General features: G+C 71.9%; 19 protein-coding genes. 5 read left to right on the top strand and 14 right to left on the bottom strand.

Annotated elements, in window-relative coordinates:
• Positions 1-54 precede the first annotated feature (54 nt).
• The 3 genes from galK to galT are packed head-to-tail and all read right to left on the bottom strand — an operon-like array spanning position 55 to position 3262.
• Entirely contained in the window at positions 55-1212 is a 1158-nt protein-coding gene (gene galK, locus R4Z62_RS20045) for a galactokinase (RefSeq protein ID WP_491520514.1), read from the bottom strand.
• Entirely contained in the window at positions 1212-2180 is a 969-nt protein-coding gene (gene galE, locus R4Z62_RS20040; protein WP_355481444.1) for a UDP-glucose 4-epimerase GalE, read from the bottom strand. The genes galK and galE overlap by 1 nt, the downstream gene beginning before the upstream one ends.
• Positions 2180-3262, bottom strand: coding sequence for a galactose-1-phosphate uridylyltransferase (galT, locus tag R4Z62_RS20035; protein ID WP_385503620.1), 1083 nt, complete (start codon positions 3260-3262; stop codon positions 2180-2182). Before galT ends, galE begins: the two co-directional genes overlap by 1 nt.
• A gap of 235 nt (positions 3263-3497) precedes the next feature.
• Between galT and R4Z62_RS20030 the strand changes: the two genes are divergently transcribed.
• Both R4Z62_RS20030 and R4Z62_RS20025 read left to right on the top strand, forming a co-directional pair.
• A complete protein-coding gene (locus R4Z62_RS20030) occupies positions 3498-5198 on the top strand; it encodes a sodium:solute symporter family protein (RefSeq protein ID WP_064533579.1) in 1701 nt (566 codons plus the stop codon).
• Positions 5199-5219: 21 nt separating this feature from the next.
• The gene (locus R4Z62_RS20025; protein ID WP_385503623.1) at positions 5220-5567 is read left to right on the top strand and encodes a hypothetical protein; all 348 of its coding nucleotides are present in this window, start codon (positions 5220-5222) and stop codon (positions 5565-5567) included.
• 50 nt (positions 5568-5617) lie between these two features.
• Here the strand turns inward: R4Z62_RS20025 and R4Z62_RS20020 are convergent, their stop codons facing one another.
• The 4 genes from R4Z62_RS20020 to R4Z62_RS20005 all read right to left on the bottom strand — a co-directional run bounded on the left by R4Z62_RS20020 (position 5618) and on the right by R4Z62_RS20005 (position 12516).
• Positions 5618-6286, bottom strand: a complete 669-nt coding sequence (locus R4Z62_RS20020) for a helix-turn-helix transcriptional regulator (RefSeq protein ID WP_064533583.1) — start codon at positions 6284-6286, stop codon at positions 5618-5620.
• Between the two features lie 193 nt (positions 6287-6479).
• A complete protein-coding gene (locus R4Z62_RS20015; RefSeq protein WP_385503625.1) occupies positions 6480-8405 on the bottom strand; it encodes an outer membrane protein assembly factor BamB family protein in 1926 nt (641 codons plus the stop codon).
• A 103-nt stretch (positions 8406-8508) separates the two neighbouring features.
• A complete protein-coding gene (locus R4Z62_RS20010) occupies positions 8509-10461 on the bottom strand; it encodes an outer membrane protein assembly factor BamB family protein (RefSeq protein WP_491520513.1) in 1953 nt (650 codons plus the stop codon).
• 243 nt (positions 10462-10704) lie between these two features.
• Positions 10705-12516 carry an ABC-F family ATP-binding cassette domain-containing protein gene (locus tag R4Z62_RS20005; RefSeq protein WP_382844632.1) on the bottom strand — a complete coding sequence of 604 codons (1812 nt, stop codon included), beginning with the start codon at positions 12514-12516 and terminating at the stop codon, positions 10705-10707.
• Between the two features lie 157 nt (positions 12517-12673).
• Between R4Z62_RS20005 and R4Z62_RS20000 the strand changes: the two genes are divergently transcribed.
• Entirely contained in the window at positions 12674-13264 is a 591-nt protein-coding gene (locus R4Z62_RS20000) for a Uma2 family endonuclease (RefSeq protein WP_064533589.1), read from the top strand.
• A gap of 6 nt (positions 13265-13270) precedes the next feature.
• Here the strand turns inward: R4Z62_RS20000 and R4Z62_RS19995 are convergent, their stop codons facing one another.
• From R4Z62_RS19995 to rsmI, 6 genes are all read right to left on the bottom strand, one after another.
• Positions 13271-14164: a 4-(cytidine 5'-diphospho)-2-C-methyl-D-erythritol kinase gene (locus tag R4Z62_RS19995; protein ID WP_491520512.1), complete on the bottom strand. Its 894-nt coding sequence runs from the start codon at positions 14162-14164 to the stop codon at positions 13271-13273.
• 67 nt (positions 14165-14231) lie between these two features.
• Positions 14232-15152: a 16S rRNA (adenine(1518)-N(6)/adenine(1519)-N(6))-dimethyltransferase RsmA gene (gene rsmA / locus R4Z62_RS19990; protein WP_355481428.1), complete on the bottom strand. Its 921-nt coding sequence runs from the start codon at positions 15150-15152 to the stop codon at positions 14232-14234.
• A gap of 67 nt (positions 15153-15219) precedes the next feature.
• On the bottom strand, positions 15220-16677 hold the full coding sequence (locus R4Z62_RS19985; RefSeq protein ID WP_491520511.1) for a resuscitation-promoting factor: 1458 nt from the start codon (positions 16675-16677) through the stop codon (positions 15220-15222).
• 162 nt (positions 16678-16839) lie between these two features.
• Entirely contained in the window at positions 16840-17742 is a 903-nt protein-coding gene (locus R4Z62_RS19980) for a TatD family hydrolase (protein ID WP_491520510.1), read from the bottom strand.
• Positions 17743-17847: 105 nt separating this feature from the next.
• Complete coding sequence (locus tag R4Z62_RS19975; RefSeq protein ID WP_382844639.1) at positions 17848-18330, bottom strand: hypothetical protein; 483 nt, start codon at positions 18328-18330, stop codon at positions 17848-17850.
• A gap of 374 nt (positions 18331-18704) precedes the next feature.
• Positions 18705-19556 (bottom strand): 16S rRNA (cytidine(1402)-2'-O)-methyltransferase, encoded by an 852-nt coding sequence (gene rsmI / locus R4Z62_RS19970; protein WP_064533599.1) that lies wholly within the window; start codon positions 19554-19556, stop codon positions 18705-18707.
• A gap of 162 nt (positions 19557-19718) precedes the next feature.
• On the opposite strand from rsmI, the gene R4Z62_RS19965 reads away from it, so the two are divergent.
• Positions 19719-21470, top strand: coding sequence for a dolichyl-phosphate-mannose--protein mannosyltransferase (locus R4Z62_RS19965; protein WP_491520509.1), 1752 nt, complete (start codon positions 19719-19721; stop codon positions 21468-21470).
• Between the two features lie 217 nt (positions 21471-21687).
• Here the strand turns inward: R4Z62_RS19965 and R4Z62_RS19960 are convergent, their stop codons facing one another.
• Positions 21688-22071: a hypothetical protein gene (locus R4Z62_RS19960; RefSeq protein WP_491520508.1), complete on the bottom strand. Its 384-nt coding sequence runs from the start codon at positions 22069-22071 to the stop codon at positions 21688-21690.
• Between the two features lie 562 nt (positions 22072-22633).
• On the opposite strand from R4Z62_RS19960, the gene R4Z62_RS19955 reads away from it, so the two are divergent.
• Positions 22634-23398 (top strand): hypothetical protein, encoded by a 765-nt coding sequence (locus R4Z62_RS19955; RefSeq protein ID WP_491520507.1) that lies wholly within the window; start codon positions 22634-22636, stop codon positions 23396-23398.
• Position 23399 lies beyond the last annotated feature (1 nt).

The raw sequence follows: 23399 nt of genomic DNA, 5'->3' as shown, positions 1-23399 counted from the left end.
CATGCCGGGCGCGCGGTGCCCCGACCCGGACGAAAGACCCTGGTGCCCTCCCGGTCAGAGCAGCCGTCGCGCCCCCGCCGACGGCACCGCCTCGAAGACGCGCGGCGCGGTGAATCCGCCCTCGGCGAAGGCCGCCTCGACGGCCTCGGTGAGCGCGGCCACGGCGCCCTCCTCGGCGAGGACGATCGCGGAGCCGCCGAAGCCGCCGCCGGTCATCCGGGCGCCCAGCGCGCCCGCGGCGAGGGCCGTGTCGACGACCAGGTCCAGCTCCGGGCAGGAGATGCGGAAGTCGTCGCGCAGGGAGGCGTGGCCCTCGGTCAGGACCGGGCCGATCGCGCGCGCCCCGGCGGACGACGACAGGAGCGAGATGACGCGCTCCACCCGGGCGTCCTCGGTCACCACATGGCGGACCAGGCGGCGGATCTCCTCCTCGTCGCCGAGCTGTGCGAGCGCCGCGTCCAGGCCGTCGTGGGGCACGTCCCGCAGGGCGTCGACGCCGAGCAGGGCCGCGCCCTTCTCGCAGCCGGCCCGGCGCTTGCCGTACTCGCCGTCGCTGTGGGCGTGCTTGACGCGGGTGTCGACGACCAGCAGGCGCAGCCCCTCGCGGGCCAGGTCGAAGGGGACCTGGCGCTGCGACAGGTCGCGGGTGTCGAGGAAGAGCGCGTGGCCCTCCTCGCAGCAGGCCGACGCCGTCTGGTCCATGATGCCGGTGGGCGCGCCGACGTAGACGTTCTCCGCGCGCTGGCACAGGCGGGCCAGCTGCCAGCCCTTCAGGCCCAGCGCGTACAGGTCGTTCAGGGCGAGGGCGACGACCACCTCCAGGGCGGCCGAGGAGGACAGGCCCGCGCCGGAGGGCACCGTCGACGTCAGGTGCACATCGGCGCCGGGCACCGGGTGGCCGGCCTCGCGCAGCGCCCAGACGACGCCCGCCGGGTACGCCGTCCAGCCGTCGTCGGTGCCGGGCGCCAGGTCGGCGACGCGCAGTTCGACGGGGCCGCCGGGCATGTCGGCCGAGTGCAGCCGCAGCACGCCGTCGTCGCGGCGGGCGACGGCGGCGAGCGTGACGTGCGGCAGGGCGAACGGCATCACGAAGCCGTCGTTGTAGTCGGTGTGCTCACCGATGAGGTTGACGCGGCCGGGGGCCGCCCACACTCCCTCGGGCGCGGTGCCGTACAGCTCGGCGAACCCGTCCCGAACCTGCTGTGCCCCCACTACTGCTCCCTTGCGATGTGCTGCGCGAAGCGCCAGGCGTCCGCGACGATCCCCGCGAGGTCCGCGCGGGACGGGTTCCAGCCGAGCCGGTCGCGGGCGGCGGCGGCCGAGGCGACGAGCACCGCCGGGTCGCCGGCCCGGCGCGGGGCCACGGCCTCGGGGATCGGGTGGCCGGTGACCCGGCGGACGGTCTCGACGACCTCGCGGACGGAGAAGCCGTTGCCGTTGCCCAGGTTGCAGATCAGGTGCTCGCCCGCGGTGGCGGCGTCCAGCGCGAGCAGATGGGCCTCGGCCAGGTCGGCGACGTGGATGTAGTCGCGTACGCAGGTGCCGTCCGGGGTCGGGTAGTCGTCGCCGAAGACGCTGATCGCCTCGCGGCGGCCCTGGGCGACCTGGAGGACCAGCGGGATGAGGTGCGACTCGGGCGCGTGGCGCTCGCCGTACGCGCCGTAGGCGCCGGCCACGTTGAAGTAGCGCAGGGAGACCGCGCCCAGGCCGTGCGCCGCCGCCTCGCCGGTGATCATGTGGTCGACGGCGAGCTTGGAGGCGCCGTAGGGGTTGGTGGGCTTCGTCGGGGCGGTCTCGACGATCGGCGTGCGCTCCGGCTCGCCGTAGGTCGCGGCGGTCGAGGAGAAGACCAGCTTCCGCACCCCGGCCTCGCGCATCGCGGCGAGCAGCGCCATGGTGCCGCCGACGTTGTTGTCCCAGTACTTCTCCGGCTTCACCACCGACTCGCCGACCTGTGAGAACGCGGCGAAGTGCAGCACCGCGTCGAAGGAGGGGTCGAGCCACTTGGCGGCGTCGCGGATGTCGCCCTCGACGAAGGCGGCTCCGGCGGGCACGCCCGCGCGAAAGCCCGTGGAGAGGTTGTCGAGGACGACGACCTCGTGGCCGGCCTCCAGCAGGTGCTGGGCGACCACGCTCCCGACGTAACCCGCCCCACCTGTGACCAGGTACTTCCCGCTCATCAACTCGCTACCTCTCGCAGTCGCTGGGCCGCGCGCTCCGGAGGCACGTCGTTGATGAAGACGTCCATGCCGGACTCGGAGCCCGCGAGGAACTTCAGCTTGCCGGACGTGCGGCGGATGGTGAAAAGCTCCAGGTGCAGGGCGAAGTCCTCGCGGACCACCCCGTCGAACTCCTCCAGCGCGCCGAACGGCGCCTGGTGCCAGGCCGCGATGTACGGCGTCGGCGGCCCGCCCGCGGTGCCTTCCCCACCCTCCCCTGCGTCGAAGATCCGGTCGAAGCGCCGCAACAGTTCCAGATAGACCTGGGGGAACTCTGTGCGCGCGGCCTCGTCCAGGCCGAGCAGGTCGGGGACGCGGCGCTTGGGGTAGAGGTGCACCTCGTAGGGCCAGTGCGCGGCGTAGGGCACGAAGGCCGCCCAGTGCGCGGTCTCCAGGACGACGCGCTCACCGGCCAGTTCGCGGGCGAGGACCGCGTCGAAGAGGTTCTCCCCGCCGGTGGCGTCCTTGTGGGCGGCCAGCGAGCGCAGCATCAGCGCGGTGCGCGGGGTGGTGAAGGGGTAGGCGTAGATCTGGCCGTGCGGGTGACCGAGCGTCACACCGATCTCGGCGCCGCGGTTCTCGAAGCAGAAGACCTGCTCGACGGAGGGCAGATGGGACAGCTCCAAGGTGCGGTCGGTCCAGGCGTCCAGGACCAGCCGGGCCTGCTCCTCGGTGAGCGCGGCGAAGGAGGAGTCGTGGTCGGAGGTGAAGCAGACGACCTCGCAGCGGCCCGAGTCGCCGGCCAGCGACGGGAAGCGGTTCTCGAAGACGGCCACGTCGTAGGAGGAGTCGGGGATCTCGGTGAGCCGCTCGCCCCGCGTCGGGCACAGCGGGCACTCGTCGGCCGGCGGGTGGTAGGTGCGGCCCTGGCGGTGGGAGGCCACGGCGACCGCGTCACCGAGCAGCGGGTCCCGGCGGACCTCGGAGGTGGTGACGGTCGGCTCCAGCGGGCGCCGGTCGACGGCGTCGCGCACGGTGTCGTCCCGCAGGTCGTAGTAGATCAGCTCACGACCGTCGGCCAGCCGGGTCGAGGTCTTCTTCACTGGCGGACTCCCTGTTCGTCCGAGCCCCGGGCCGCGCCCGGCACTCGATCACCCACCCAACAGAATCAAACATAACACATCACAACCAACCATTGGAGGCTACCGGCGGCACCCGGGGACGCGCCATGGAACGCACATCACGATCAAACAAAGACAACCAACAAAAGTGTTCAATTCCTGAACGCGAAGGCGTAGGTTCCCCGCTGGATCCGTTCGCGCAACGAAGCGAGTTCACATGCAGACCCCCACATCCCCCACCGGCGCGTCCGCGTACCTGGCGGCCGAGCTGCGGCTGCCGACCAACGCCCTCGACTACACGATCCTCGGCATCTACTTCGTCGTCGTCCTCGGCATCGGCCTCGCCGCCCGCCGCTCGGTCAGGACCAGCCTCGACTTCTTCCTCTCCGGACGCTCACTGCCCGCCTGGATCACCGGCCTCGCGTTCATCTCCGCCAACCTGGCCGCCACCGAGATCCTCGGCATGGCCGCCAACAGCGCCCAGTACGGCGCCTACACCGTGCACTGGTACTGGATCGGCGCCATCCCGGCCATGGTCTTCCTGGGCCTGGTGATGATGCCCTTCTACTACGGCTCCAAGGTGCGCTCGGTCCCCGAGTTCCTGCTGCTGCGCTTCGACCGCGGCGCCCACCTGCTGAGTTCGGTCCTGTTCGCCTTCGCGGCCATCCTGATCGCCGGGGTGAACCTCTACGCCCTCGCGATCGTCGTCGAGGCGCTGCTCGGCTGGCCGCAGTGGGTGGCGATCGTGGTCGCCGGCTTCTTCGTGCTGGCGTACATCACCCTCGGCGGACTGTCCTCCGCGATCTACAACGAGGTGCTCCAGTTCTTCGTGATCCTGGCGGCCCTCATCCCGCTGGTGGTGCTCAGCCTGAAGAAGGTCGGCGGCTGGGACGGCCTGACCCACAAGCTGCACGCCACCCACGGGGAGAACTTCACCACCGCCTGGGGCGGCACCGGCATCGGCCACGCCAACCCGCTCGGCGCCAACTGGCTGACCATCGTGCTCGGCCTCGGCTTCGTCCTCTCCTTCGGCTACTGGACGACCAACTTCGCCGAGGTGCAGCGCGCCCTGTCCGCGAAGAACCTCTCCGCCGCCCAGCGCACCCCGCTGATCGCCGCGTTCCCGAAGATCTTCATCGTCTTCCTGGTGATGATCCCGGGCCTGGTCGCCGCCGCGCTGGTCCCGAACATCGGCAGCTCCGCCTCCGGGCTCCAGTACAACGACGCGATCCCCTACCTGATGCAGGAACTGCTGCCCAACGGCGTCCTCGGCATCGCGGTCACCGGCCTGCTCGCCGCCTTCATGGCCGGCATGGCGGCCAACGTGTCGTCCTTCAACACCGTGTTCACCACCGACATCTGGGCCAAGTACGTCGTCAAGGACCGCGAGGACTCCTACTACGTGCGCTTCGGGCGGCTCATCACCGCCATCGGTGTGCTCGCCTCGGTCGGCACCGCGTTCCTCGCCTCGTCGTTCTCGAACATCATGAGCTACCTCCAGACGCTCTTCTCCTTCTTCAACGTGCCGATGTTCGTCGTCTTCATCGTCGGCATGTTCTGGAAGCGCGCGTCGATGAAGTCCGGCTTCTGGGGCCTGCTCGCCGGCACCACGGCCGCGATGGTCAACTACTTCGTCATCTACAAGAAGGGGATCATCGACATCCCCACCGACCAGGGCGCCAACTTCGTCTCGGCCATCGCCGGGTTCGTGGCCGGCGCGGTGGTCATGGTCGCCGTCACGCTGTTCACGAAGCCCAAGCCGGAGGCGGCGCTGCAAGGACTCGTCTACGGCACCAGGTCGCCCGGCATGACCGAGGCGGCCGCCCCCGGCGACGAGGCCTGGTACCGCAAGCCCGCCCTGCTCGGCTGGGGCGCCGTCGTCCTCGCCGCCGCCTGCTACATCCCGTTCTCGTTCTGACCGCGGGAGGATGGAGAAACCATGTCACAGCCCCAGAACCCCGGCCGGGACGAGCACTCCGGCCCGCACACCGGCTACTCCGAGCACGACGTGCAGCGCGAGGTGACCGAGCTGGAGGGCAGGTCAGCGACCGCCGCGCGCATCTTCGACCTGCGGCGGATCATCGGCGGCCTGTTCGTCCTCTACGGCGTCATCGTCACGATCACCGGCATCACCGACTCGCAGGCCGCCATCGACAAGGCGCAGGGCGTCAACATCAACCTGTGGACCGGGATCGGGATGCTGGTCCTCGGGGTGTTCTTCCTGGTCTGGCTGAAGCTGCGGCCGGTGGCGGCGCCCGAGGACCCGGACGACACCGGCACCGAGTGACGCCCTGAGGCCGACCGGGCGACACTCCGAGGTCAGGTGGGCCCCCGAGATCAGGTGCGGCCCGCGCGGTCCAGCAGACCCGTGCGGGCCGCCAGGGCGGCCGCCTCCAGGCGGGAGCCCACGCCCAGCTTCATCAGCACGCGCTGCACATGGGTGCGGGCGGTGCTCGGGGCGATGCCCATGCCGGCCGCGATCAGCCGGGTGTCCTCGCCCTCGGCGACCCGCACCAGCACCTCCACCTCGCGGGGCGTGAGGACCGCCAGCAGCCGCTGCCCCTCGTCGTCCGGCTGGGCGGCCGGGTTCAGCAGATCGGCGAAGGCGCCCTGGAGCAGTTGCGGCGCCACCGCCGCCTCACCGGCGCGCGCCTTGGTGATCGCCCGCTCGACGCCCTCTATCCGCTCGTCGTGCCGGACATAGCCCGAGGCGCCGGCGGCGAAGGCCGCAGCGATGCCCCGGGGCGAGGGGACGGGGCCCAGCACCACCACCGCCACCTGCGGGCGCTCCTGCTTGATCCGCACGACGGGGTCGAACGCGCCCGGCTCGGCCGGTGCCGCCGTACCCAGCAGGCACACCTCCGGAGCACGGCTGATGACCAGCTCCGCCGCGCCCGCCGCGGGCGCCGCCGCGGCCAGCACCCGGTGCCCCCGCAGCTTCAGCGCCGAGGCCAGCGCCTCGGCGAGCAGTCGGTGGTCGTCGACCACCATGAGCCGCGCTCCCATCGGCAACCCCCCAGTTCCCCCCGGAAGCTACACGCTCGCCCCGTACCGCGCTGCCCCTACCGGCGAGAAGTGCCCCGGATCGCCGAAAACACCCGGCGCGCGGAAGCGCCCCCGGAGCGCGGCCCGGTACGCGCGCGGCCCCGCCCCCCGAACCACCGGGGGGCGGGGCCGCGCACCGTGCGGGCGGCGCCGGTCAGCCGGACGTGCCGAAGACGAGCGCCAGGTACTCCTTGCCGTAGGCCGACGAACGCGGCTTGTGGGCGTAGACCGCCGACATGTACAGACGGCCCTGGCCGTAGAGGATCTCCGCGTAGTCCGGGGACATGGCGGTCTCCGCGGACCGCACGTCCCGGTCGGCCGGGTTCTCCAGCAGGACGGTCTCCTTGAAGCTGTTGCCGTCGATGCTCACCACCTGGCCGCCCTTGTCGTAGGGCGGGCGCTTGTAGGCGAGCAGGGCGCCGCCGTCCATGCGCAGCGGGTAGATCTGGTAGCCGTCGCCCGCGTCCGCGCGCTGGCCGGTCTGGCGCCCGGTGGCCAGGTCGAACGCGACGATCTCGTTGGTCTGGCCGTGGTCGCCGCTGCCCGCGTGCTGCTCGGTCCCCAGGTAGAGCCGGTCGTTGCCGACCACCATGCCCGAGCAGTACTCGATCCGGCTGATGGCGTCGCAGCGGCCGCCGTACTGGTCGCCGGGCGCGGTGATGTGCGAGCGCAGCTTGCCGGTGGCGCCGTCGAGGGCGAAGAAGTCCGAGATGCCGTGGTCGCCGCCGAGGTCGGCCGCGACGACGAGCGGGTCGGTGGAGACGATGCCCGCGTACTCGATGCCCTGCGCCAGCTTGTAGTCGGAGAGGACCTTGCCCGAGGCCGGGTCGATGCTCTGGATGTGCAGCTGGCGCTGGCCGTAGGTGCCGCACTTGCGCACCGCGACCAGCTTGTCGCCGCCGCCGTAACCGGCGTCGTAGCAGGTGTCGTCCGGCTTGGGGGACCACAGGGGCTTGCCGTCGGCGACGGTGAAGGCGGCGCCGCCGTTGGTGCTGCCGACGGCGACGGTGCCGCCGCCGATGGTCACGTTGCTGAGGTTGACCGACTGGTCGCCGGACTTGACCTCGCGGGTCCACAGCTTCTTGCCGGCCGTGAGGTCGATCACCGCGAGCTGGCTGCAGCCGTGCGAGGGCTTGGCCTTGGTCGGCATGGCCGGCTCGTACAGGATCGCCGTCCTGCCGTCCGCCGTGATGTGGCGGGTCGTCTGGCAGACCGGGCCCGGCAGCTTCAGCGACCACAGCTTGGTGCCCTTGGCCGGGTCGTAGCCGGTGATGTCGCCGAACCCGGACTTGGCGTACACCTTGTCGGTGAGCCAGGAGCCGGTGGTGGCGGCCGTGTCGGTGACGACCGGCATCGGCACCTGGTAGAGGACCTTGGCCGCGGTGTCGGCGGGGGCCTTCTCCTTGCCGCCGGCCGAGGTACCGCCGGTGCCGGTGCCGGACTTGCCGCCCGCGTCGCCGCCGCCGGTGGTGCCGCCGCTGGACGCGGTGTCCTGCTTGCCGTCGCCGTCACCGGACTTGGCGTACCAGACGCCGCCGCCGACGATCAGCGCGATGGCGGCGACGGCCGCCACGACGATCAGCAGCTGCTTGTTCCTCCCGCCGCCCGCGCCGCCGCCGGGCACCGCGGTCTGCGGCTGCGTCACGGCGGGCGGCCGGCCGGGGTATCCGTAGCCGGGCTGGGTGGGCTGCCCCGGCCGGCCGTACCCGTAGCCGGGCTGCGGTGCGCCGTACGTGTTCGGGGCGGGCGTCGGGGCCGACGGCTGGCCGGGGTAGCCGTAGCCCGCCGGGGGCTGGGGCTGCTGCGGCGGCTGGGGCGCCTGCGGGTAGCCGTACCCGGGCGGGGACTGCGGCGGGCCGGTGGGCGGGGGCGTCTGCGGGGCGCCGAAACCGGGCGCGGTGGGCGGGGGCGTCTGCGGAGCGCCGAAACCGGGCGCCGGCTGCGCGGGCGACTGCGGGGGCGACTGCGGCGGGACGCCCGGCTGCTCGGGCTGCTGGTCCTGGGGCTGCCCGCCGGGGGGCGGGCCGAACCCGCCCTGGTGCGGCGGCTGCTGGGGCGGCGGGGGCGGCGGCTGGGTCATGAGCGGATGCACCTCTGGACGACAGGGGACGACGGGGGCAAGGAGGACGGCACCGGAACGGCGCCCGGCACACGGACGGCGTGCCGGGCGGTGCGGCGCCGGCCTACTTGGCGAAGGCGAGCATCAGCTTCTCCTTGGCCTTGTCGCTGCCGTTCAGGCGGGTGGTGGAGAGGTAGAACCGGCCGTCGACCCAGTCGATGTCACGGGAGAAGAAGCCGTTCTCGATCTCCGCGGTGCCCTGCGGGTTCTGGAGCAGCGTGACCGGAGTGTGGGTGGTGCCGGCGGTCGGCAGGGACACGACCCGGCCGCCCTGGTCGTAGGACGGCTCGACGTACGCGACGAGCTGTCCGTTCTCCGCCCTGACCGGCAGCATCGTGGTGTCCGAGGGGGACTTGACCCGCCACTTCTCCTTGCCGGTGGAGAGGTTGACCGCGACGACCTCGTTGGGCCCGGTGGTCGCCTTGGTGGGCAGGTAGAGGGTGTCGGCGTCGGCCGCCACGCCCTGGCAGCCCTGGAGTTCGCGGTTGAGGATGGCCCAGCCGCACTCGGGCGCGAAGGTCCCCTTCACATCGGCCTGCGAGCGCACCGACCCGTCGTTGTTCAGGGTCGAGAGGTTCCAGTGCTTCTTGTCCTCGTCGGTCGAGTACAGGACGAGCGGATCGACGGAGTAGGTCCGCTGGACCGTCCAGCCCTTGGGGATCTTCCGCGTCCACCTGGCCTTGCCGGTGGCCGGGTCGAGCTCCTGCACCTCGTCGTGGGCGTTGGCGCCGCCCGCCCCGCAGGAGGCGACCGAGACCAGCTTCGGGCCGCCCGCGAAAGCGGTCGGGAAGCACGCCTCGCCGTACTTCGTCTTCTCGTACATCTTGGCGCCGGTGTCCACGTTGTACGCGACGCCCGACTGCGAGCGGCCGACCATCAGCGTCTTGCCGGTGACGGACAGCTCGATGGTGAGCGCGCTGTCGAACAGGGCGCCGTCGCCGATCTGCGCCTTCCAGCCCAGCTTGCCGGTGTTGAGGTCGAGCTGCTGGAGCTGGTTGCACTTGGCGCGGTCGCTGCTGCCGCTCATGTACGCGATGACGGCCTTGTCGTCGGCCGTCTTCTGCTCGGTCACCGCGCAGATCTTCTGCGGGAAGGTGACCGGGGCCCAGGTGGGGTTGCCGTCGCCGACGTTGTACGCGAAGACCTGCTTGTACGCCGCCTTCACCGCCGCCTTGCCGGTGATCCACATGCCGGGGGCCTCGGCGCCGCCGTTGGGGGCGTCCGGGGCCTCCTTGTACCAGAGCACCCGGGCCTCGCCCGCCTTGCGGCCGGCGTTGAGGTCGCTGGAGTCCTTGCCGTCGCCGTCGCCCTCGCCGTCGCCCGGGTTGACCGGGGCGTCGGACGCGGGGCCGGCCGAGCCCGACGCCTTGGCGTCGCCGCTCTTGTCCGCGACCGGCTTCTTGCCGCCGTCACCGTCTCCGCCGCCGGTGACGGCCCACACGGTGCCGCCGACCACGAGCAGCGCGGCCACCGCGGCACCGATGATCACCGCGGGCCTGCCCTTGAAGGGGTTGCGGGAGCCACCGCCGGGCGGCGGGGTGCCGGGCCCTCCGGGGAACTGCGGCGGCGGATAGCCGTATCCCGGCTGCTGCCCGTAGGGGCCCGGCTGCTGCGGCGGCCCGTACGGTCCGGCCGCAGGGGCAGCGGGCACGGTGGGGGCGTTGTAGGGGCCGGGCTGGGCGCCGTACGGACCCGGCTGGCCGTACGGGCCGGGCTGCTGCGGGTAGCCGTACCCCGGCTGGGGCGGCTGCGGGTAGCCGTAGCCGGGAGCGGGCTGCGGCGGGCCGGACGGCGGCTGCGGCGGGGCGGCGGGCGGCGGGGTCTTCGACAGCTGCGGCGCGCCGGCGGGCTGCTGGGGCTGCTGGGACGGCTGGTCCGGAGGCGGGGGTGTGGCCTGCCGCGGATCGCCCGCGGGGCCGGACCCGCCGCTCTGCGGTGGTTGCGGCTGCGAAGCGCCGTCCTGTGGCGGCGGTGCTCCGAAGCCGCCCTGCGGCGGCTGACTGGGCGGCTGAGCCATCAGCGCGTTCCCCCCTCGTTCACTGATTTTTAGCCACGCCCTGAGATCCGTGGTGGACGCAGAGTCGTACGCGGACGTGTCCGGACAGGGTCCGGACGGCCCTTTCTATCACTGGCCGCCGACACCCCACCGTGTCGTACCCGTCCCTGTTCCCAAGGGAGAACCGGCCTGTGATGGCCTCGTTACGCGCCCGCGCACGCCTTCACGCGCCGTTCACACGGCGCGCGTGCGCCGTCACACCCGCTATGCGTCCTCGGCGAGTTCGAGCCAGCGCAGTTCCAGTTCCTCGCGCTCCCCCACCAGATCGCGCAGCTCGGCGTCGAGTTCGGCCACCTTCGCGAAGTCGGTGGCGTGCTCCGCGATCCGGGCGTGCAGGGTGCTCTCCTTCTCGGAGACGCGGTCCAACTGCCGCTCGATCTTCTGGAGTTCCTTCTTCGCGGCGCGCAGTTCGGCGGCGCTCTTCTCGGGGGCGGCGGCGGAGGCGACCGGGGCCGGGGCGGAGGCCGCGGCGGCCTGCTGCTCCATGCGGTGGCGCCGCTCCAAGTACTCGTCGATGCCGCGCGGCAGCATCCGCAGCGTGCCGTCGCCCAGCAGCGCCTGCACCGTGTCGGTGGTGCGCTCGACGAAGAACCGGTCGTGGGAGATCACGATCATCGAGCCGGGCCAGCCGTCGAGCAGGTCCTCCAGCTGGGTCAGGGTCTCGATGTCGAGGTCGTTGGTGGGCTCGTCGAGGAAGAGGACGTTGGGCTCGTCCATGAGCAGGCGCAGCAGTTGCAGCCGGCGCCGCTCACCGCCGGACAGGTCGCCGACCGGCGTCCACTGCTTCTCCTTGCCGAAGCCGAACGTCTCGCACAGCTGTCCGGCGGTCATCTCCCGGCCCTTGCCGAGGTCGACGCGCTCGCGCACCTGCTGCACGGCCTCCAGCACCCGCCAGGAGGGGTCGAGTTCGGCGACCTCCTGGGAGAGGTAGGCCAGCTTGACGGTCCGGCCGACGGCGATCCGGCCGCCCGCGGGCTGCACCTCGCCCTCGGTGCGCGCCGCCCGCTCCATGGCCCGCAGCAGGGACGTCTTGCCCGCGCCGTTGACACCGACCAGGCCGATGCGGTCGCCGGGGCCGAGCTGCCAGGTGACGTGTTCGAGGAGCACCTTGGGCCCGGCCTGGATCGTCACGTCCTCCAGGTCGAAGACGGACTTGCCCAGCCGGGACGACGCGAACTTCATCAGCTCGCTGCTGTCGCGCGGCGGCGGCACGTCCTTGATCAGCTCGTTGGCGGCCTCCACCCGGAAGCGCGGCTTGGACGTACGGGCGGGGGCGCCGCGGCGCAGCCAGGCCAGCTCCTTGCGGACCAGGTTCTGCCGCTTGGTCTCCTCGGTGGCGGCGATGCGCTCGCGCTCGGCGCGCGCGAAGACGTAGTCGGAGTAGCCGCCCTCGTACTCGTATACGGCGCCGCGCTGCACGTCCCACATGCGGGTGCAGACCTGGTCGAGGAACCAGCGGTCGTGGGTGACGCAGACCAGCGCGGAGCGGCGCTCGCGCAGATGGGCGGCGAGCCAGGCGATGCCCTCGACGTCGAGGTGGTTGGTGGGCTCGTCCAGGACGAGCAGGTCCTGCTCCTCGATGAGCAGCTTGGCCAGCGCGATCCGGCGGCGCTCACCGCCGGAGAGCGGGGCGATCACGGTGTCCAGGCCCTTGGGGAAGCCCGGCAGGTCGAGCCCGCCGAACAGCCCGGTCAGCACGTCGCGGATCTTCGCGTTGCCCGCCCACTCGTGGTCGGCGAGGTCCCCGATGACCTCGTGCCGCACGGTCGCCTCCGGGTCCAGCGAGTCGTGCTGCGTGAGCACGCCGAGCCGCAGCCCGCCCGCGTGCGTGACCCGCCCGGAGTCGGCCTCCTCCGCCTTGGCCAGCATCCTGATCAGCGTCGTCTTGCCGTCCCCGTTGCGCCCGACGACCCCGATCCGGTCCCCTTCGGACACGCCGAGCGACACCCCGTCGAGCAGCGCACGCGTCCCGTACACCTTGCTGACGTTCTCGACATTGACCAGATTGACGGCCATTTCACTCCTGCCCGGGGGGATGCATCGACTGTCAAGCGTAGGGCCTGCGGAACGGGGGCCGGGCGTGGGAGTGTCATCACTCGTTGTGATGACCTGATCGGGAACGAGCGGCTACGGTGGTGACGCAGACAGCAGGATCCCGCCCATGGGAGGAACTATGACTGCCGAGCCTGTGCAGCAGTACGGCCACTGGCCGCTGCCACCGCTGGACGGCTACACCGTGGACGACCTGTTCACTCTGCACGGACTCCCGCCGCACACCGAGTTGCTCGACGGGAGCCTGATCTTCGTGAGTCCGCAGCGGGAGTTCCACACCGTCGTCATGGACCTGCTGGTGACCGGGCTGCGATGCACCGCCCCGGAGGATCTGCGGGTCCGGCGTGAGATGACCGTGGTACTGGACGATCGCAACGCGCCCGAACCCGACGTCAGCGTGCTCCGCGCCGCAGGAGCGGGAACCGACAGGACGCGGTACAAGGCCGAGGACGTGGTCCTCGCTGTCGAAGTCGTCTCCCCGGAGTCCGAGTCCCGCGACCGCACGACCAAGCCGTACAAGTACGCGTCAGCGGGAATCCCCAACTACTGGCGCGTCGAACGAGGCGGTAGCGGAGGAGGCCCGGTTGTCCACGTCTACGAGCTCGATCCCCTCACCAGGTCGTACGTGCACATGGGGATGCACCGGGACCAGATCAAAGTCACCGTGCCCTATGACATCGAGATCGACCTGACAGCCTTCGACCGGATCTGAGCCCCCTCACACCAGCACGGCTCCCGCCGCCGGGGACCGCGTGACCCGGGCGGCGCGGCAGGTGTCCGAGGCGAGGAGGGCGTCGGCGACGCGCGCTGCGGTCTGCTCGTCGGGGGCCAGGAAGGCCGTCGTGGGGCCCGAGCCGGAGACCAGGCCGGCCAGGGCTCCGGCGGCGCGCCCTGCGGCCAGGGTGGCGGCGAGGGAGGGGCGCAGGGAGAGGGCGGCGGGCTGGAGGTCGTTGGCCAGGGTGGCGGCGAGGGCGTGCGGGTCGCCCTTGGCGAGGGCGGCCAGGAGGGCGTCGGAGGCGACCGGTTCCGGGATCCGTACGCCTTCGTTGAGGCGGTCGAACTCGCCGTAGACCGCCGGGGTGGACAGCCCGCCGTCGGCGACGGCGAAGACCCAGTGGAAGGTGCCGCCCACCTCCAGCGCCGTCAGCCGCTCCCCGCGCCCGGTGCCCAGCGCGGCCCCGCCGACCAGGCTGAAGGGCACGTCGCTGCCGAGTTCGGCGCAGATGCCGAGCAGTTCGTCGCGGGAGGCGCCGGTCTCCCACAGCGCGTCGCAGGCCAGCAGGGCGCCCGCGCCGTCCGCGCTGCCGCCCGCCATGCCGCCGGCGACCGGGATGTCCTTGGCGATGTGCAGATGGACGGCGGGGCTGCGGCCGTACCGCTCGGCGAGCTTCTCGGCGGCGCGGGCGGCCAGGTTCGTACGGTCCAGCGGGACCTGGGCGGCGTCCGGGCCCGCGCAGGTCACGCGCAGCTCGTCGGCCTCGGTGGCGGTGACCTCGTCGTACAGGCCGACGGCCAGGAAGACGTTCGCCAGGTCGTGGAAGCCGTCGGGGCGGGCCGCGCCCACCGCGAGCTGGACGTTGACCTTGGCGGGGACGCGGACGGTGACGCTCACTGGTTTCCGGGCTCCTTGTGTTCCGCGGGCCGTCGCTCGGGGCGCCGCCCGTACTGCCGGACGGTCGTTACTCGGGCTGCTGCTCGGCGGACGGCCGCTCGGGGCCCTGCCGCTCCGGGTGCGGCGCCCGCGGCCCGTGCTCCGCGATGCGCGCGAACTCCGCCACGGTCAGCGACTCGCCGCGCGCCTGCGGCGACACCCCGGCGGCCACCAGCGCCGCCTCCGCCGCCGCGGCGGACCCGGCCCAGCCGGCGAGCGCGGCCCGCAGCGTCTTGCGGCGCTGCGCGAAGGCCGCGTCGACGACCGCGAACACCTCGCGCCTGGTCGCGGTGGTCTTCGGCGGCTCGGCGCGGCGGACCAGGGACACCAGGCCGCTGTCGACGTTCGGCGCGGGCCAGAAGACATTGCGGCCGATGGCACCGGCCCGCTTGACCTCGGCGTACCAGTTCGCCTTGACGGACGGCACCCCGTACACCTTCGAGCCGGGGTCGGCGGCGAGCCGGTCGGCGACCTCGGCCTGCACCATGACGAGGGTGCGCTCGATGCTCGGGAAGGTCTGGAGCATGTGCAGCAGCACGGGCACGGCGACGTTGTACGGCAGGTTCGCCACCAGCGCGGTCGGGGCGGGCCCCGGCAGCTCGGTGACGTGCATCGCGTCGGAGTGCACCAGCGCGAACCGGTCGGCGCGCTCGGGCAGCCGGGCGGCGACGGTCGCGGGCAGCGCGGCGGCCAGCACGTCGTCGATCTCGACGGCGGTGACCCGGTCGGCGGCCTCCAGCAGGCCCAGCGTGAGCGAGCCGAGTCCCGGCCCGACCTCGACGACCACGTCCTCGGAGGTGACGTCGGCGGTGCGGACGATACGGCGGACCGTGTTCGCGTCGATCACGAAGTTCTGGCCGCGCTGCTTGGTGGGGCGGACACCGAGGGCCGCCGCCAGCTCGCGGATGTCGGCGGGGCCCAGCAGGGCGTCGGGGAGGGGGCTGCTCACCGCACCAGGGTACGGGGCGCGGGCACCTGCTCCGTCGGCCGCCCGCACCCCGGCGGCGCCCCGGCCGCTAGGGCCGCAGCCGGTCCCCGCACTGCGGCCAGGGGGCGGCGCCGCGCTGCACGTAGAGCTTCTTGGCGCGGTACGTCTGCTCCTCGGGCGGGGCGTCCTGGGGACGGCCGGCGCCGCCGAGGCTGTGCCAGGTGTCCTGGTCGAACTGGTACAGGCCGCCGTACGTGCCGGACGGGTCCTCCGCGTCCGGGCGGCCGCCCGACTCGCACTGCGCCAGCCCCTGCCAGTCCAGCCCGTCGGCGCCGCGCACCGACGGCGGATGCGGCCGCGTGCCGACCTTCACGATCTGCGTGCGCGGCGCGCGCACCACCTCCGACGCCAGCTGCCGCGGCCGCTGGCGTACGCCGTTGACGCTGCGCAGGGAGTACGTGACCCGGCGCACCCCGGGCCGCCCGGCGCGCTCCACGACCTCGGTGCCGCGGAAGAGCGCGGGGTCGGCGACCCGGCGCACGACGAACGGGATCTGCTCCTCGCGCACCTCCCGTCCGCCGGTGATCCGCAGCACGGTGACCGTCTGCCCGTCGCGCGGGAAGCTGTCCTGCGGAACGGAGGTGGTGTCCTGGCCGCGCAGCGTGACCCCGGCCTCCTCGACCGCCTCCCGCACGGTCGCCGCGTTGGTGCGGACGGTGCGCGGGCGGCCGTCCGCCATGATGGTGACGGCGCGTTCGGTGCGGACGTCGAGCGTGAGCCCGGTGCGTCCGATGCGCTGGGAGCGTGCCGCCGACAGATACGCGCCCTCCGCGCGCACCCCCCACTCCCTGAGCGCTCCGCCGACCGTGCGCGCGGTCGTCCACGCCGCGTGCCGCTGCCCGTCCAGCGTGAGCCGCACCGGGCGCCCGTACCGCACCTCGACCGCGTCACCGCTGCTGAGCGCCGTACCGGGGGCCGGGGCCACGGTGTCGTGCGCGCCGACCCGCAGGCCCTCCTCGGCGAGGAGTTCCGTCACGTCGTCGGCGAAGGTGTGCAGATTGCGCGGGCTGCCGTCGACATCGAGCTCGACCGCCTTGTCGTGGGCGACGAACGCGGTGGTGCCCCCGGCCAGGAACGCGACCACCAGCGCCTGCGGCAGCAGCCTGCGCAGCCCTCCGGTCTCCGGCAGCCGCGCGGGCCGCGGACCGCGCCGCCGCGCCCGCCGGCGCCCGCCGGTGCCGCCCTGCACGACGGGTGCGGCCGGACCGGCCGCCTGCCGGGGTAGCACCGGCTGCACGGCCGGCCGCCGGGCCCCGGACCGCTCGGCGGCGGCTTCGTACGCGGGCCGGTAGGTGTCCTGATACGGGGGCGAGGGCACGTACGGGGACGAAACCTCCTCGGGCAGGACGGCCGCTCCGTACGCCCCTGACCCTCCGTGTCCGTATGTCTCGTAGGGCGCGTGAGGCGCGTAGGGCGCGTACGTCGTCCCGCACGTCTCCTCGTACCGCGCGTACGCCTCGTACGTCTCGTACGGCGATCTGCTCACACCGACACACTCCTGGAGGCCGAGGTCCGGGCCCGGGGCGACCGGGCCCCGGTACCTGATCGGGCCCCCAGAACCTAGCGGAGCGCCCGTCACTCTCCAAAGCGACGCGACTACGCTCAGTGCCCGACGGGTGTCGGTGCGCGCCGGTGCGCGCCCGCGGCGTCAGTAGCCGAAGGCGCGGGCGGTGTTGGCGGCGAGCGCCGTGGCCAGCGTGTCCTCGTCGGTGCCGCGCACGGCCGCCATCGCACGCACCGTCACCGGCACCAGATAGGGCGCGTTGGGCCGGCCACGGTAGGGCGCCGGGGTGAGGAAGGGCGCGTCGGTCTCCACCAGGACCAGCTCCAGCGGGGCGACGGCGAGGGCGTCCCGGAGGTTCTGGGCGTTCTTGAAGGTGACGTTGCCCGCGAAGGACATGAAGTAGCCCGCGCGAGCGCACACCTCGGCCATCTCCGCGTCGCCCGAGTAGCAGTGGAACACCGTCCGCTCGGGGGCGCCCTCCTCCTTGAGGACGCGCAACACGTCGGCGTGGGCGTCCCGGTCGTGGATGACGAGCGCCTTGCCGTGCCGCTTGGCGATCTCGATGTGGGCGCGGAAGGACCGCTCCTGCGCGGCGACGCCCTCCGGGCCGGTGCGGAAGAAGTCGAGGCCGGTCTCGCCCACACCCTTGACCTGGGGCAGCGCCGCCAGCCGGTCGATCTCGGCGAGTGCCTCGTCGAGGGCGGCGTCCCCGCCCGGCCGCCGTGCGCCCTGCCGGGACCAGCCGTCCGGGTCGCCGTGGACGATCCGGGGCGCCTCGTTGGGGTGGAGGGCGACCGCCGCGTGGACGTTCGCGTGCGCCGCGGCCGTATCGGCGGCCCAGCGGGAGCCGTTCACGTCGCAGCCGACCTGGACGACCGTGGTCACGCCCACCGAGGCGGCCTTGGCCAGCCCCTCCTCGACCGTGCCGGACTGCATGTCGAGGTGGGTGTGGGAGTCGGCGACCGGTATCCGCAGCGGCTCGGGGAGCGGGGGCGCGGTGTTCTTGTCGGCCTTGCCGGCGTCGCCGCTGTGGGCTTTCGAGGACATGCCCCGATCCTACGAAAGGGGCGTGTCGCCGAAAGGGGCGTGTCATCGAAAGAGGCGTGCCGTCGCGGATCCGTCTGCGCGCGCCCCTCCCGGGCGCCGGTGCCGTCAGCCGGCCTTGCGGTGGAACGGGTGCAGCAGGTCGGACAGGTGCCAGTGGTGCTCGTGGCCGACCGCGTGCCCCTGGCCTTCCCCGTCCGGCTTCCGGTCCGCCGCCTCCTCCCCGGGCGCGGACTCGGACCCGGACCCGGATCCTGGACCCGTCGCGGGCCCCGCGGGCGACTGCTGCTGACGGGGGTGGTGCTCGCGCTCGTGCAGATGGCTCTGCGCGGACGAGACCCGCCCGGCCCTCATGATGCGGACGACGTGCCCGTCGCAGTTCTTGCAGGTGGGCTTCGTCAGCGGCGACGGCACCACCCGGCCCTCCGCCACGTACAGCACGAACTCGCCGCCGTCGGCGTCCGTGTGGTGCTCTATCTCGTACGACTGCTCCCAGCCGTGCCCGCAGCGCATGCAGGCGAAGGAGTACGACTCGTTGACGACGGCGGTGGCCGTACCGCGGTGGCCGGTCTGTCCTGCGATCTCGCTCATGCCAGCTCCTCGTGTCCGCTGGACGTGGGGACGGTGCGTCCCTTCCTCCAGTTGACGCCTCCACCAGCGTGAACGCACCGGGCCTGTCGAGTGTTGGATCCGATTTGGGGGTTGCTTGCCCAAGGCTCCCCTGAACGGCCGGTCTCGCTTTGCGTTCCCGAAACGCCGCTTTACTCCCGCATGGGGCGCGCGCTCATGGGAGATACGCCCTGCTCAGAGGGGGTGTGAGCAAGATCTCGCAGCACCCGCCGCCGTCAAGGCGCGGCCGCGCGCTTCACCCGGCGCAACCGAACCGCGAGCACCGCGCCGACGCCCCACAGGTCCCTTCGGTCTCACCTGTCCCTGCGAGTACCTCGACTGTCCCTTCGGGGACCTCAGCCGGAGTGCTTGGCCGCCACCACCGCGTCGAACACCTCGCGCTTGGGCAGCCCGGCCTCGGCGGCGACCGCCGCGATGGCCTCCTTGCGCCGCTCGCCCGCCTCCTCGCGGACCCGTACCCGCCGCACCAGCTCCTCGGCGCCGATCTCCGCCGGCCCGGTCTCGGGCGCGCCCTCGACCACGACGGTGATCTCGCCGCGCACCCCGCCGTTCTCCACCGCCCAGGCGGCCAGCTCGCCGAGCCCGCCGCGCCTGACCTCCTCATAGGTCTTGGTCAGCTCCCGGCACACGGCGGCCCGCCGGTCGGCGCCGAACTCCTCGGCCATCGCCGCCAGGGTGTCCTCGATGCGGTGCGTGGACTCGAAGAAGACGAGGGTGCGCCGCTCGGCGGCGACCTCCCGCAGCCGCGAGCGCCGCTCGCCCGCCTTGCGGGGCAGGAACCCCTCGAAGCAGAACCGGTCCACCGGCAGCCCGGACAGCGCCAGCGCGGTGAGCACGGCGGACGGTCCGGGCACCGCGGTGACCCGTACGTCCCGCTCGACGGCCGCCGCGACCAGCCGGTAGCCCGGGTCGGACACGGAGGGCATGCCCGCGTCGGTGACCAGCAGCACCCGCGCCCCGCCGGTCAGCTCCTCGACCAGCTCCGGGGTGCGGGCGGACTCGTTGCCCTCGAAGTACGACACGACACGCCCGCGCGGGGTCACACCGAGCGCCTGGGCGAGCCGGCGCATCCGCCGGGTGTCCTCGGCGGCGATCACGTCCGCCTCGGCCAGCTCGGCGGCGAGCCGGGGCGGCGCGTCCTGGACGTCGCCGATGGGGGTGCCGGCCAACACAAGGGTTCCTGTCACGCCCCCATCCTCTCAAGCACGGCGACCGCCCCTCGCCCGCCCGCCGGACACCCCTGCCCCCGGCACTCGCCCACCCGCCGGACACCCCTCCCCGGCGCACCGCGTACGCCCGGCGGAGCCCATGCACGGGACTCGCACAGCGCGGTTCCCTACGATGGCGCGGTGACCAGTACCGCGTCCTCCACGGACCCACGGCAGGACCTGGCCCCGGACGACCGGAGCCCCGAGTGGCAGCGGCGGCTGCGCCGCTTCGGCCGCACGGGGGAGCCGGCGGGGCCCGCAGCCGACGTGCGCGAGCGCCTGGTGCCGCCGTTCGCCCGGCCCGGCGCACGGCTGTGGACGGCCCTCGGCGTCCCGCTCGCCGCCGGCGCGCGTCTGGCCCGCTGGTCGGAGTGGGGCGGCCCGCTGCTGGTCACGCTGTTCGCCGGGGTGCTGCGGTTCTGGAACCTGGGCAGCCCGAAGGCGGTGATATTCGACGAGACGTACTACGCCAAGGACGCGTGGGCGCTCGTCCACCGCGGCTTCGAGGTCAACTGGGACAAGAACGCCAACGACCTGATCCTCGGCACCGGCGGCCATGTCCCCGTGCCCGCCGACGCGGCGTACGTCGTGCATCCGCCGGTCGGCAAGTACGTGATCGGGCTGGGCGAGCTGATGTTCGGGTTCAACCCGTTCGGCTGGCGCTTCATGACCGCGCTGCTGGGCACGCTCTCGGTGCTGCTGCTGTGCCGGATCGGCCGCAGGCTGTTCCGCTCCACCTTCCTCGGCTGCCTGGCGGGCACGCTGATGGCGGTGGACGGACTGCACTTCGTGATGAGCCGCACCTCGCTGCTCGACGGGGTGCTGATGTTCTTCGTGCTCGCCGCCTTCGGCTGCCTGCTGGTCGACCGGGACCGGGCCCGCGCGAGACTGGCCGCCGCACTGCCCGTCGGCGCGGACGGCCGCGCCCGGCCCGACGCGGACGTCGCGGACACCCTCCGCCTCGGGGCGCGCCCCTGGCGCTGGCTGGCGGGCCTGATGCTGGGCCTGGCCATCGGCACCAAGTGGAACGGCCTGTACGTCATGGCCGCGTTCTGCGTGCTGACCGTGCTGTGGGACGTCGCCGCCCGCCGCACGGCCGGCGCCCGCAGCCCCTACCGCGCCGTCCTCCGCCTCGACCTGGGCTGGGCCTTCCTCGCCACGGTCCCGGTCGCCATCGTCACCTACATCTGGTCGTGGGCGGGCTGGATCTTCTCCCCCACCGACGGCACCGGCGGCTACTTCCGCGACTGGGCGGCCACGGACGGCCGCGGCAGCTCCTGGTCCTGGCTCTTCCCGGACTGGTGGCGCAGCCTGTGGCACTACGAGCACGAGGTCTACAAGTTCCACGTCGGCCTGTCCTCGCCGCACACCTACCAGTCCAACCCGTGGAGCTGGCTCGTCGACGGCCGCCCGGTCTCCTACTTCTACGAGTCCCCCTCCCCCGGCACCGCCGGCTGCCCGGCCGACGCCGGCGACAAGTGCGCCCGCGAGGTCCTCGCCCTCGGCACCCCGATGCTGTGGTGGGCGGCCTGCGCCGCGCTCGTGTACGTCCTGTGGCGCTGGTTCTTCCGCCGCGACTGGCGCGCGGGCGCGATCGCCTGCGGCGTCGCCGCGGGCTACCTCCCCTGGTTCCTCTACCAGGAACGCACCATCTTCTTCTTCTACGCCGTCGTCTTCGTCCCCTTCCTCTGCCTCGCCGTCACCCACCTCGTCGGCGCCCTCCTCGGCCCCCCCACCGCCACCGACACCCGCCGCGTGGCCGGCGCCACCGGCGCGGGAGTCCTCGTCCTCCTCATCGCCTGGAACTTCATCTACTTCTGGCCCCTGTACACGGGCACGGCGATCCCGATGGAGGAGTGGCGGGCGCGGATGTGGCTGGATACGTGGGTGTAGCTGGGCTAACACATGACCAGAGCGCGGCGACCGACCTCACAGTCGTTGTCGCTCGTTGACGGCCGCTGTCGACCACCCTCGGACGGCCCGGGGACTGCCCCACTGGCTTGGCGACCCAGCAGATTTACAGTCCGCCCAAGAACACTCCCGCTGGGCCGTCCTGTCCTGCGCAGATGAGTGAGCCGAGAGGAGACTCAACCTCAGCCGACCGGGCCCGTCAGCGCTGGGTCGGGACGGCGGTGTACAGCTGCCGGAGGCCTTGCAGAGCGGCATGGAACGCTGCCGCGATCTCGCGTGCTTTCCCCTCGTTCTCGATCTCCCGCATGGAGATGTAGTCAGGCGCGATGCTGGCCTGTGTCACTGTGCCAGCAACCACCAGTGCTTCAGCCGCGGACTGCAAGACCGCCACTGCCTGGTCCGGGATGGTCGGTCCGCTGCCGGAGAAAGCGTCAAGCTGCACCATCCAACGCCGGCCCTGACGGGCGATGCACACAAAGATCGCGTCGTTGGTCTTGGCGTTTCTGTAGGCCGCGTGGCGAGCTTCCGGTTCGGTGCAGTCGGGGATGAGTGCAGCCGGGAGAGGCGTTCCGAGCGACGACATGCCCGCATCATCGCAGCCGCCCGCACTGCAATCAGGCGAACGCGCATCGCCGGAGCCGAGCCTGCCCTGCCTGTCAGTGCGACGCCCCGCAAGCGCAGTTGCAGCCACAACTGACCACCGGAGGCCGTGGACTGCGGTCGCCGAACCGATCAACGCCCTGACTGCTGTCGACCTGTCCGACGTTGGTCATCACTGAGCGCCTTCCGCGGCTCCAGGACCGCCCGTGGAGGGCGCTCGTGTGTGCAGGTACTCCTCATGAGCACAGCCTTGGGAGCAGCATTCGGCCGCCAATTGTCACTGCTGTCCGTCGTCGTTGACGTCAACGTTGGTCAGCGGAACAGCTCCGGCGCCGCGCATGCCTCCAGCGGCCGGCCCCGCCCAGTCGGCCCAGCCCTGTAACTTCCACAAAGAAGTTCTGCAAACAACTACCCAATGTCGGACTGATGCTTCAGCATGTGGAGGACGGAACGTTGCCGCCCCACCGGCAGCCTTCCATTGGAGGGGCGCAACGACTTCGTCGAAGGTTCCCCACATAAAGCGCCGTTTCAAAAAGTGGGGTATCTTGTCCGGACTGGGTTCCAGTATAGACCATTTCTTTGATGGCTATAGCCGCAAGGCGCGTCTCACTCCAGCATTCATTGCCGCTTTTCCGGTCACTCTTCTTTGCATTGCACTGATTCCTACTCTGCTCAATTGGAAGAAATTGTGGCTGCTGGCAGTAGCTAGCGGAACAGTAATACTTGTGGACCAATTAGTGAGAGACCGCGGTCGCGCTATCCAGCCCGAACTATGGGGTTCCTGGGGTGGACCGCCAGCCACTCAAGCTCTGAGGCATAGTGGCGCCAAGAACCTGACTTTGTTAGCCCGCAGGCATCAGAAACTCTCCACTCTGCTAGACCAGCCGATGCCAACCAAGAGACAGGAATTGCGCAATCCCGCCAAGGCCGACGAGACCTACGAAATGGCTGTGAAGTATCTCATCTCCCAGACGCGGGATACAGCAAAGTTCCGGCTAGTTTTTCTTGAAAATTGCCATTATGGCTTCCGGCGCAACATGCTTGGCATACGTAGCCTAGGCCTGGCTATCTCTATCTTTGTTTGCACTGTGTGCGCGGGATCTATCGCCGCTTCTTATTACGGGCTTCTCGTCTGGAAAATCGGGTTCACACTGGTGGCGATTGCAAGTATTGCACTTTCACTGTTCTGGTGGAAAATTGTGAACTCGGACTGGGTTAAGTCTGCGGCAAACGACTATGCGGAACGCCTCCTTGATGCACTGGATACACTTCCGCTTGCGAATTCCTCTGACGGTAATTCCGAGACGTAGT

The organism is Streptomyces sp. PL-25 (assembly GCF_058344915.1).
The sequence above is the reverse complement of the archived record's forward strand: the minus strand, read 5'-3'. Positions and strand labels throughout refer to the sequence as shown.